We start from the raw sequence: 10,027 nt of genomic DNA, 5'->3' as shown, positions 1-10,027 counted from the left end.
GAGCCTGCCTGGCGGTTGTCGGCATGTTCCTGCTTAGCGTCGGCGAGGGCTTTACCGTGGCCTCCGGCGACTGGCTGCAACTGGCCGGAGCCTTCGTCTGGGGTGTGCATGTACTGCTGGTGGGTTTCTTTGCCGGCCGCCATGACCCGCTGCGCCTGGCCCTGGTGCAATTTATCACCTGCGCGCTAATCAGCCTGGTGCTGGCGGTGATCTTCGAGGAAATCCAGCTGCAAGCAATCATCGCTGCCGGGCCGGCGATTCTTTACGGCGGCCTCTTCGGCGTGGCCATCGGTTTTACCCTGCAGGTGGTGGCGCAGAAAGACGCCATCGCCTCCCACGCCGCCATCATCCTCTCGCTGGAGGCGGTATTCGCCGCCATCGCCGGGGCCTGGCTGCTCGGTGAGTCACTGGAGCTGCGCGGCTACTTCGGCTGCGCGCTGATGTTTGCCGGCATGCTGTTGGCGCAGTTGTGGCCAAAGAAACTCGCATAAAACCAGGTCTGCTAAAGAAACTCGCGCAGGCGGTCGTGTAGCGGATCATCTAACGGCACCGCGCGCGGTGCCTTGGCGGCCAGGTAGTGCTGGCTGAAAACATCCAGATAGGCATTCAAGCCATCGGCCGCGCGCTGATCGCCGGCCAGTTCCAGGCACAGGGCCGCTACCTCGGCGGTGCAAAAATGGTCGTCGCGCTTGGAGCGGCGCAGTTTGTAGCGGGACAATTGCTCGGCCTGCAGGCTGAGCACCGGCAGGCTGTCGAGGTAAGGGCTTTTGCGAAACATCTTGCGCGCCTCGCTCCAGGTGGCATCCAGCAGCACAAACAGCGGCCGCTTGCCCGCTGCCGGCTGCACCTCGCTGACCACCCGCTCGGCGGCGACATATTCGCCCGGAAACACCAGATAAGGTTGCCACTGCGGGTCGCGCAGCAACGCCGGCAACTCGGCATCCACTGTAACCCGCGACCAGCCAAACGCCGAGGTATCGGCCAGCACGTCGGCAATCAACCAGCCGGTATTGCTTGGCTTGAGCGCTTCGACATCATGCATCAGCAGACATACCGCCGACGTTGCGGCAATGCGCGGGCGCCAGGCACACAGGCAGTGAGTCATCACCAGGCGGCAAGCATCGCAACGCACCGAACGGCTGCCACGGGCAAGAAAAGGCTTGGCACTGCGGGCAATCCGCGCAGCCCGTAAACGCGCAACGGCGTGGCTCATCAGGCGTGCACCTGACAGATAAAAAGGAGCGGCATGGATCATCCAGGGGTCAGCAAGCGCGGCAGTCTAACAAAGCTCGCCGCCGCTTATTCAACCGTGTGTCTTGCACCATCTGCCGTGGCAACTGCGTAAGTGCCGGCAGGCGAGTAAGATAGGCGCCACTGAACCTCTGCCCGGCACTGCCGGTCAGAAGGTGCACATCGACTTTGGAGAACCCCATGCTGCGTTTGACCAGCCTAACCCTGGCCTTGAGCCTGTCCCTGTTTGCCCATGCCACCACCCTGAAAGACTTTGAGCTGAGCAAGACCCTGGAGCAAGTCGCACGTGAAAGCAGCGTGGGCACGCCACGGGCGGTCAACGAAGACATTCTCGATCAAGGCTACACCGTTGATGGCAGCGAGCTGGTCAACCACCTCAGCGTGCGCAGTGAGCATGCGGCGCAGATGCGCGGCAACCCGGACGTGGTGCGCGCACAACTGGCCAACAGCGTGTGCCGCAATGCCGGTTATCGCCAGTTGCTGACGCGCGGCGCGGCGCTGCGTTATGAATTCAGCGAATACAAGAGCAACCGCCCGGTGACCACCGAGCGTTTCAGCAAAGCAGATTGCGGCCTGTAAGCCTCAACCGCCCCCCTGCTGCGCGCGCCGTTGCTCATCATCGGCGCGCAGATCCGCCAGCAACGCGTGCATATAACGCGAACGCCGTGCTGCCCCCTCAAGCCGCTGCAAGCACTCTTCTTCCAGGCTGCGCTGGTTGCTCTGCGCGGCCTGTTGCAACAGGCGGTACAAATCCACATCAAGGTCCAAGGTCAACTTAGGCATACCTGCCCCTCCTTTCCCGTTACACACGCCGCCGGCTTAGCGCAAACAGCGTGGTTCTCCCCGCCCTTGCACGGCGGCTTGTTCCTCGGCGCTGAGCAAATCGCCAAGCGGTTTGCCCAACAACCCGGCGGCGGCCTCCAGCACATGCGCCCAGCTCGCCTGATTAGCGAACAGCATGCCGGCTTCATCCAGGGTGCCACCCCGGTTACGGTAGCCCAGCACACGGCTGTGTCGAGCGTCACCGAGCAGTGGCCACAGATGCCCACGGGCGACTTCCGGGCGCATATGGGTCAGCAGCACGCGCCGTACGCTGGCAGCCGGAAATAACCGCTCAACCCGCTCGGCATCGACAATCACCGCCTGTTCCCAGGTGTCGCGGGCCGCGCGAAAACGCCCCGGCTCTTGCAAGTAAACCAGACGCCAGGCACATCCGGCCGCGCTCAGACGAACGGCCGCGCGCTGCATTTCCGCCAACTGATAACTGCCGGTGGCGATCAGCAGCAAAGGCTGCTCGCCTTTGTACTCGGCCAGCACCAGGGCGCCATCCTGCGCCAGCTGCTCGGCCTGTTCGCGGGTAAATACGCCAGGCCGCTCACGTTTGGCAATCACCATGCAGGCGATCTGCCCGCGCGCCTGATAGATGCCCGGCAGCAGCGCCAATACCGAGTTGTGATCGGCCGGGAACAGCACCCGCACCATATCGCCCATCTCACCGAGCAGTGCCTCGCAGAAGCTGGTGTCCTGGTGCGACTGCTGATTCTTGCCGTTCTCCCAGGTGTGCGAGGTGGCCACCAGTGGCCAGCCGAGCCAGCCTGCCGGGCGCCCTGCTTCTTTCTGCTGGCGGGCAAAGATAATCCGTTGACGCAGCGCGCCGAGCATCTTCACGCAGAAGGCCTCGTAGCTGGCCAGCAGATTCAGGCCGCCCTGGTTGGCCAGACAGGCGGAGACCACGGCCTCTTCGTTGAGCGCGGTGATGATCGCGCCATCCAGCGCTTCCAGCTCGCTCTCCGGCGCAGTCACCCGGTGCTTGAGCGCCTTCAGCACGCCACCCAGGCGATTGCTGGCCAGCTCATCAGGGTTACCAACGCGCGGGCGCAGTTGCGGGTTGGCGCGGACCAGATCGACAAAGAAGCGATCCAGGGCCAGCATCGGCGAGCAGGCGCCGCCCTGATACTGCAACACGGGCAGTTTTGGCAGCGCTGGATGACGCAGCGCCAGTGGGTTATCGCGCTCCAGCGCGCGGGAACCTCGATCCGCAAACAGCGCGCAGGCGGCGCTCAGCTCATCCGGGGCCACCCACAGCTGCGCCACATGCTGATTGAACAGCTCACGGGCAGCGCCATCGGTATGTGGGTTAGCCGGCAATGGCAGATTGTGCGCCGCATTGCTGCCAGCGCCATAGAAACCGAAACCCTTCACGGTTTCGGCAATCCCGTAGGGCATCGGCAGCGGATAATTCAGCACGCCATCGCGCAGTTCCTGGACACGCCGGCCCAGACGCTGCTCCATCTCCCACAGGGCGCAGACAAAAGCGCCCGGGTCGCGGCCATCGAAACTCACCGGGTCAAAACCGCAATGGCGCAGGTGCTCGCGAAAGTTCTCCAGCCCGGCGGGTGTCGCCAGCTCGGTGCGTTGCTCGATACGTCGACCATTGGCGATCATCAGCGGCAAGGCCACACCGCAGTCTTCGGCACGCCACCAGCGCGGCATCCAGTCACTGCCGCGCTGCTCCTCGGCCGCGCCATCGGAAAGGAACGCCACCAGCTTCTCGCCGGGTAACGGCAGATGGGCATATTGCAGCTCGGCAAAGCCCAGATAACCCCCTTCGGCAATCCCGCCAGCCGTGTGCGGGTTGACGTGGCTGCCCAGCGGCGCGCTGACCTGGCCCGCCGCGTTCTGCGCATAGCTGTAGAAGTCCGCCACCAGCTGACTCATGCCGGCCTCATCACAGGGGTAACGCGCGGCCTGTTCCGGGTGCTGATTGGCCGTTAGCAGATTGAGCGCCTCGATGGCCGCCACACAGTGGCCCTGGCCCATCAACCAGCCACGGGTTTCCCCAGTCAGGTTATTCAGCGCCAGGTAGCCGGCGTAGGCCGGCAGCATATTCAGCGCGCCGCCGGTGTGCCCTTCGGGCGACACCTTGAAATCCTCTGCGGCCAACGCCGCGCCATCGAGGCGCACGCGCTGGGCATAGGTCATATGCACCACCAGCCACAGCCCCGCTGCTGTCAGCCGATCCAGGGCGTAAAAGTGGCGATAGACACTCGGCAGGTCCGCCTGCACGCCCGCCTGCACCAACTGATGCGCCATACGGTAGACCGCCGCGCAGGTCTGCGGACTATGCTGCAAAGGGCCATAGCCGCGCTGCCAGGCGGCGAAGGTCGGCTCAAGGCGGGCGTGCTCGGCCAACTCAGTGGCACCGGGGAATAGCTGGATCATTGGCTTACTCCGTGGCTATGCAAGAAGTCTAAAAGCCAAGACGGCAGGAGATACTGACCTGCATCAAGACAGCCGCCTGCCGCTTGAGCCAGCCTTGCAATGGCTCTTCACCAGACCAAGGACTCAACCATGGCCCTGCTCAATTTTTTCGGCGCGATTCAACAAGTCACCGGCTCCTGTTACCTGATCGAAAGCCGCGACGGCGCACGGGTATTGCTCGATTGCGGCATGCGCCAGGGCCGCCGCGAGGAGGAAGACGGCAACCGCGCGCCGTTTGCCTTTGACCCGCTCAGCCTGGACGCCGTGGTGATTTCCCACGCGCACATTGACCACACCGGCCTGCTGCCAAAACTCACGGCAGCCGGCTATCGCGGGCCAATCTTTGCCACCGAGGCGACCTGTGAACTGATGGAGCTGATGCTGCTCGACGCAGCCTTTCTCCAGGAGAAAGATGCCGAGTGGGAAAACAAATGGCGCGCACGGATGGGCAAGGCGCCAATCCGCCCGCTGTACACCACCGCCGATGCCGAACAGGCGCTGAACCAACGCCGGCCGATGATCTATGGCGAAAGCCGCGAAGTGGCCAAGGGCGTGCAGGTCACCTTTCATGATGCCGGGCATATCCTCGGCTCGGCGATTGTCGAACTCGACGTGCAGGACCATCACCTGACCCGCCGCCTGGTGTTCTCCGGCGACCTGGGCAATACCTGCTCGCCCTTGATGCAAGACCCCAGCACGCTGAGCAAAGCCGATGTGGTGCTGCTGGAATCGACCTACGGCGATCGCGACCACCGCTGCAGCGAGGACACCCTGGACGAGCTGGCAGCCATCCTGCAGCAGGCCCATCGCGACGGCGGCAACGTGCTGATCCCTGCCTTCGCCGTCGGCCGCACCCAGGACCTGATCTACTACCTCGGGCGCTTCTATCAGGAAGGCCGTCTGCCGCAGCAGGCGGTGTTTCTCGACAGCCCCATGGCGATTCGCGCCAACGCCATTTACTCGCGTTTTCAGGACCAGTTTGCCGCAGAAGATCGCGCAGCACTGGCGGCCAAAAAGGCCAAACGCATCGAGGACTGGCTGCCGATCCTGCGCTGTACGCCCAGCGTGGAAGAGTCGATGGCCATCAACCGGATCAACAACGGCGCGATCATCATCGCCGGCAGCGGTATGTGCACCGGTGGACGCATCGTCCATCACTTCAAACACAACCTCTGGCGCGACAACTGCCACCTGATCTTCCCCGGTTTCCAGGCCAAGGGCACCCTCGGCCGCACGCTGGTGGATGGTGCTGAAAACGTGAAAGTCCTCCACCAGCGCATCGCCGTGAAAGCCAAGGTGCATACCCTTGGCGGCTTCTCCGCGCATGCCGGGCAGTCACAGTTGCTCGATTGGGTCAGGCACTTCGAACATCACCCCGAGTTGTACCTGGTGCATGGCGAGCTGGAGAAGATGCAGACCCTGCAGCAGGTCTTGCGCGAGCGCCTGAACTGGATCGCCAATATTCCTGAACCCGGCGAGCAAATCGCCCTCTGATGCAGTCCTGGGCTGAGCCATTGGTTAATCGGCAAGTAACTGCGCCGCACAAACCAACCGCCGCCAGCCATACTCAGGACAAGGCCGACGCGGCAGCGTGCTGCCTCGACCGGCAACCAGAAGGAGAAGTTGTATGCCCGATGAATCGGACGATTTCCTGTCCCGGCACTTTCAGATCAGTGGCGTCGACCTAAACAGCAAAGTGGAAGAACTGGGCATCCTCGCCACACCGCCCGACAGCCCCAACAGCAAGCTCTACCAGGCCATGCTCGGCACGGTTGTGCGCATGGCGCAGGCCGACCGCAGCCGCTGGGACGCCAAGATCATGCTGCAAACCCTGCGCGAGATGGAGCAGGCCTTCAGCACGCTGGAACAGTTCAAACGCCGACGTAAGGTCACTGTGTTCGGCTCGGCGCGCACCCCAGCCAGCCACCCGGTTTACCAACTGGCCCGCGACCTCGGCGCGACCTTGGCCAAACATAACCTGATGGTCATTACCGGTGCCGGTGGCGGCATCATGGCCGCCGCCCACGAAGGTGCCGGCCTGGAAAACAGCCTGGGCTTCAATATCACCCTGCCCTTCGAGCAAGGTGCCAATGCCACCGTTGAAGGCAGCAACAACCTGCTGTCGTTCCACTTTTTCTTTCTGCGCAAGCTGTTCTTCGTCAAGGAAGCCGATGGCCTGGTGCTCTGCCCAGGCGGCTTCGGCACCCTGGACGAAGCGCTGGAAGTGCTGACCCTGATCCAGACCGGCAAAAGCCCGTTAGTACCCGTGGTGCTGCTCGACCAGCCTGGCGGCACCTTCTGGACTAGCGCACTGACCTTTTTGCAGGAACAGCTGCAGGACAACGGCTATATCCTGCCCAGCGATATGCGCCTGATGCGCCTGGTGCACAGCGCCGAAGAGGCCGCAGAGGAAATCGCCCAGTTCTACCGCAACTACCACTCCAGCCGCTGGCTCAGGGAGCGCTATGTGATCCGCCTCAACCATGCGTTGAACGAGGCGGCCATGCAGCAGCTGAACCATGAGTTCCGCGACCTGTGCATGCACGGCGACTTCCAGCAGCAAGCGGGTTGCGACTCCGAGCAAGACGAGCCGGAGCTGTGCCATATGACCCGTCTGGCCTTCGCCTTTAATGGCCGCAACCACGGCCGCTTGCGCGAACTGCTCGACCGGGTCAATCAGCCGCACAACTGGGCGGAAAACACCTGACCTGCCGCCCAGCCGATAGCCTGCTCGGGGGCTATCGGCAATCGCGGCTCAGCCGGCTAACCAGAAAAGATCGGCCATACGCATATCAGTACCGAAAGCATTTGCTTCCACTACTGCTGCATCATCGAGGTGTGAAAGGAGGTATGGAACAACGAAGGGACTGATGCCGGCTGCCTAAGCAGCAACCAGCTGCGGCATTAATCGTCCAATGCACCGCGTAGCAAGCGCCCGATCAACTCAGGGGGATAACCCCGATAACTGAGAAAACGTCCCTGCTGGGCACGCTCGCGGGCATCACGCGGCAACTCACCGGCGAACTTACGTCGCCAGGTGTCTTCCAGATGCTCACGCCAATCGATACCGCTGTCGCGCAAGGCCTGCTCGACATCGCTGCGGGCCAGGCCACGCTGGGTCAATTCTTCACGAATACGCAACGGCCCGTAGCCGGCACGCGCGCGGTAGCTGACAAAGGCTTGCAGGTAACGCGCCTCAGACAGCAACCCTTCTTCTGCCAAGCGATCGAGAGCGGCTTCGATCAACTCATCGGCCGCCCCCCGACTGCGCAACTTGCGGGTCAGCTCGACCCGGCCATGTTCGCGCCGCGCCAGCAGATCCATGGCCGCCCGCCGCACTGCGACGGGGTTATCCAGAGCAATCGACATAAGCCGGCAAATCAGGCGTCGGCGTCAGCCAGGTCATCGGCCGTGGAGTTGGCCTTGACCGTTGGGCTGACCACCAGCAACTTCTCACGGATCAAGCCTTCAACGGTGCGTGCCACTTCCGGGTTGTCTTCCAGGTACTTGGCCGAATTGGCCTTGCCCTGACCGATCTTGTTGCCCTGGTAGCTGTACCAGGCGCCGGATTTTTCCAGCAGACCGAGCTGTACGCCGAGGTCGATGATTTCACCGTTACGGTAGATGCCCTTGCCGTAAAGAATCTGGAACTCGGCCTGGCGGAACGGCGGCGCGACCTTGTTCTTCACCACCTTGACGCGGGTTTCGCTGCCCACCACTTCGTCGCCTTCCTTCACCGCGCCAGTACGGCGGATGTCCAAGCGAACCGACGCATAGAACTTCAGCGCGTTACCACCGGTGGTGGTTTCCGGGCTGCCGAACATCACGCCGATCTTCATGCGGATCTGGTTGATAAAGATCACCAGGCAGTTGGCGTTCTTAATGTTGCCGGTGATCTTGCGCAGCGCCTGACTCATCAGACGAGCCTGGAGGCCTACATGCATATCGCCCATTTCGCCTTCGATTTCCGCCTTCGGCACCAGGGCCGCCACAGAGTCGATCACGATCACGTCGATGGCGTTGGAGCGCACCAGCATGTCGGTGATTTCCAGGGCCTGCTCGCCGGTATCCGGCTGCGATACCAGCAGGTCATCAACATTGACGCCCAGCTTACTAGCGTACTCAGGGTCGAGCGCATGTTCAGCATCGACGAAGGCGCAGGTGGCACCAAGCTTTTGTGCTTCGGCGATCACCGACAGGGTCAGAGTGGTTTTACCGGAAGACTCAGGGCCATAAATTTCAACGATACGACCTTTCGGCAGACCGCCGATGCCCAGCGCGATGTCCAGACCCAGCGAGCCGGTGGAGATGGCCGGAATCGCCTGACGATCGTGATCACCCATGCGCATCACCGCACCTTTGCCGAATTGTTTTTCAATCTGGCCCAGGGCTGCCGCCAAGGCGCGCTTCTTATTCTCGTCCATTTAAGTCCTCACGTAATCAAGAAGGGCCAGCGATCGGCCACCAACAACTGTATAAGTAGACAGTATTATTCCACAGGGCAAGTCGCCCGCCTACCCCGCGTTTGGATTTTCTTGCGCAAGCAGGCGCAACAGCCCGGCCAGTGCGGCCTCAACCGTTTGTCGGCGAACCTCGCTGCGATCCCCGGAAAACTGCCGGCGCACGCTAAATAGTTGTTCACCATCGCCCCAGGCCAACCAGACCGTGCCCACCGGCTTCCCCGGCGAACCGCCATCCGGCCCTGCCACACCGCTGACCGCCACCGCAAAGCGCGCTCCACTATTAGCCTGCGCCCCCCGCACCATGGCTTCGACCACCTCCTGACTCACCGCCCCAACCGTGACGAACAGCGCCTCGGGCACGCCCAGCTGTTTGCTCTTCTGCGCATTGGAGTAGGTGACATAACCGGCTTCAAACCAGGCCGAGCTACCGGGAATGCGGGTAATCGCCTCAGCAATGCCGCCACCGGTGCAGGATTCGGCGGTGGTCACCTGGGCCTTGGCGGCAATCAGCTGCGCGCCCAATTCGGCAGCCAGTTGGGTCAGGGCATATTCATTGGCAGTCATCTGCACTCCGGGGTGAAACGGACAAGCTGGATACCCTACACTAGGCGCTTTTGCGATTCAGCCGGACAGTTAAAACGATGAGCCAAAGCGACCTCAGTTCTCACACGCCGATGATGCAGCAGTACTGGAAGCTGAAAAATCAGCACCCGGAACAGCTGATGTTTTACCGCATGGGCGACTTCTACGAGATCTTCTACGAGGACGCGAAAAAGGCCGCCAAGCTGCTGGATATCACCCTGACGGCCCGTGGCCAGTCTGCCGGGCAGGCGATTCCCATGTGCGGGATTCCTTACCACTCGCTGGAGGGCTACCTGGCCAAACTGGTCAAGCTCGGCGAGTCGGTGGTGATCTGCGAGCAGATCGGCGACCCGGCCACCAGCAAGGGGCCGGTGGAGCGCGCCGTGGCGCGCATCGTGACGCCCGGCACCGTCAGCGATGAAGCCTTCCTCGACGAGCGCCAGGACACCCTGCTCTGCGCCCTGCACGGC

At 62.5% G+C, this 10,027-nt stretch carries 10 protein-coding genes and 1 pseudogene; 5 read left to right on the top strand and 6 right to left on the bottom strand.

Translation table 11 applies throughout. The annotated features are described in order from the left end of the window. Window positions 1–491, top strand: a 491-nt coding sequence (locus tag WA145_RS10080) for a DMT family transporter (RefSeq protein WP_422581451.1), incomplete at its 5' end; no start/stop codon positions are given. Between the two features lie 11 nt (window positions 492–502). On the opposite strand, the gene WA145_RS10075 is transcribed toward WA145_RS10080, so the two are convergent. After that, the gene (locus WA145_RS10075; RefSeq protein ID WP_422581450.1) at window positions 503–1,213 is read right to left on the bottom strand and encodes a tRNA-uridine aminocarboxypropyltransferase; all 711 of its coding nucleotides are present in this window, start codon (window positions 1,211–1,213) and stop codon (window positions 503–505) included. A gap of 218 nt (window positions 1,214–1,431) precedes the next feature. Between WA145_RS10075 and WA145_RS10070 the strand changes: the two genes are divergently transcribed. After that, complete coding sequence (locus WA145_RS10070) at window positions 1,432–1,830, top strand: quorum-sensing-regulated virulence factor family protein (RefSeq protein ID WP_422581449.1); 399 nt, start codon at window positions 1,432–1,434, stop codon at window positions 1,828–1,830. Window positions 1,831–1,833: 3 nt separating this feature from the next. Here WA145_RS10070 and WA145_RS10065 read toward each other — a convergent pair whose 3' ends face one another. After that, window positions 1,834–2,034: a TraY domain-containing protein gene (locus WA145_RS10065; protein ID WP_422581448.1), complete on the bottom strand. Its 201-nt coding sequence runs from the start codon at window positions 2,032–2,034 to the stop codon at window positions 1,834–1,836. Window positions 2,035–2,070: 36 nt separating this feature from the next. Beyond that, window positions 2,071–4,473 carry a xylulose 5-phosphate 3-epimerase gene (locus tag WA145_RS10060; RefSeq protein ID WP_422581447.1) on the bottom strand — a complete coding sequence of 801 codons (2,403 nt, stop codon included), beginning with the start codon at window positions 4,471–4,473 and terminating at the stop codon, window positions 2,071–2,073. A gap of 129 nt (window positions 4,474–4,602) precedes the next feature. Here WA145_RS10060 and WA145_RS10055 point away from each other — a divergent pair, with 129 nt between their 5' ends. Then, window positions 4,603–6,006, top strand: coding sequence for an MBL fold metallo-hydrolase RNA specificity domain-containing protein (locus WA145_RS10055; protein WP_422581446.1), 1,404 nt, complete (start codon window positions 4,603–4,605; stop codon window positions 6,004–6,006). 133 nt (window positions 6,007–6,139) lie between these two features. Continuing rightward, window positions 6,140–7,219, top strand: a complete 1,080-nt coding sequence (locus tag WA145_RS10050; protein ID WP_422581445.1) for an LOG family protein — start codon at window positions 6,140–6,142, stop codon at window positions 7,217–7,219. A gap of 197 nt (window positions 7,220–7,416) precedes the next feature. On the opposite strand, the gene recX is transcribed toward WA145_RS10050, so the two are convergent. The 3 genes from recX to WA145_RS10035 all read right to left on the bottom strand — a co-directional run bounded on the left by recX (window position 7,417) and on the right by WA145_RS10035 (window position 9,539). After that, entirely contained in the window at window positions 7,417–7,881 is a 465-nt protein-coding gene (recX, locus tag WA145_RS10045) for a recombination regulator RecX (RefSeq protein ID WP_422581444.1), read from the bottom strand. 11 nt (window positions 7,882–7,892) lie between these two features. Continuing rightward, entirely contained in the window at window positions 7,893–8,936 is a 1,044-nt protein-coding gene (gene recA, locus WA145_RS10040; RefSeq protein ID WP_422581443.1) for a recombinase RecA, read from the bottom strand. 90 nt (window positions 8,937–9,026) lie between these two features. Beyond that, on the bottom strand, window positions 9,027–9,539 hold the full coding sequence (locus tag WA145_RS10035; RefSeq protein WP_422581442.1) for a CinA family protein: 513 nt from the start codon (window positions 9,537–9,539) through the stop codon (window positions 9,027–9,029). 77 nt (window positions 9,540–9,616) lie between these two features. Here WA145_RS10035 and WA145_RS10030 point away from each other — a divergent pair. Beyond that, a pseudogene (locus WA145_RS10030) lies at window positions 9,617–10,027 on the top strand (DNA mismatch repair protein MutS); the annotation flags it as partial.

The sequence above is a fragment of the Pseudomonas sp. genome (assembly GCF_049301935.1).
Taxonomy (GTDB): Bacteria; Pseudomonadota; Gammaproteobacteria; order Pseudomonadales; family Pseudomonadaceae; genus Aquipseudomonas.
Note: the sequence above shows the minus strand (reverse complement) of the source record. Positions and strands in the feature narration are given on the sequence as shown.

Coding starts and splice junctions, on each gene's coding strand:
- WA145_RS10075 (WP_422581450.1), bottom strand. CDS start 1,213: ATGAGCCACGCCGTTGCGCGTTTACGGGCTGCGCGGATTGCCCGCAGT.
- WA145_RS10070 (WP_422581449.1), top strand. CDS start 1,432: ATGCTGCGTTTGACCAGCCTAACCCTGGCCTTGAGCCTGTCCCTGTTT.
- WA145_RS10065 (WP_422581448.1), bottom strand. CDS start 2,034: ATGCCTAAGTTGACCTTGGACCTTGATGTGGATTTGTACCGCCTGTTG.
- WA145_RS10060 (WP_422581447.1), bottom strand. CDS start 4,473: ATGATCCAGCTATTCCCCGGTGCCACTGAGTTGGCCGAGCACGCCCGC.
- WA145_RS10055 (WP_422581446.1), top strand. CDS start 4,603: ATGGCCCTGCTCAATTTTTTCGGCGCGATTCAACAAGTCACCGGCTCC.
- WA145_RS10050 (WP_422581445.1), top strand. CDS start 6,140: ATGCCCGATGAATCGGACGATTTCCTGTCCCGGCACTTTCAGATCAGT.
- recX (WP_422581444.1), bottom strand. CDS start 7,881: ATGTCGATTGCTCTGGATAACCCCGTCGCAGTGCGGCGGGCGGCCATG.
- recA (WP_422581443.1), bottom strand. CDS start 8,936: ATGGACGAGAATAAGAAGCGCGCCTTGGCGGCAGCCCTGGGCCAGATT.
- WA145_RS10035 (WP_422581442.1), bottom strand. CDS start 9,539: ATGACTGCCAATGAATATGCCCTGACCCAACTGGCTGCCGAATTGGGC.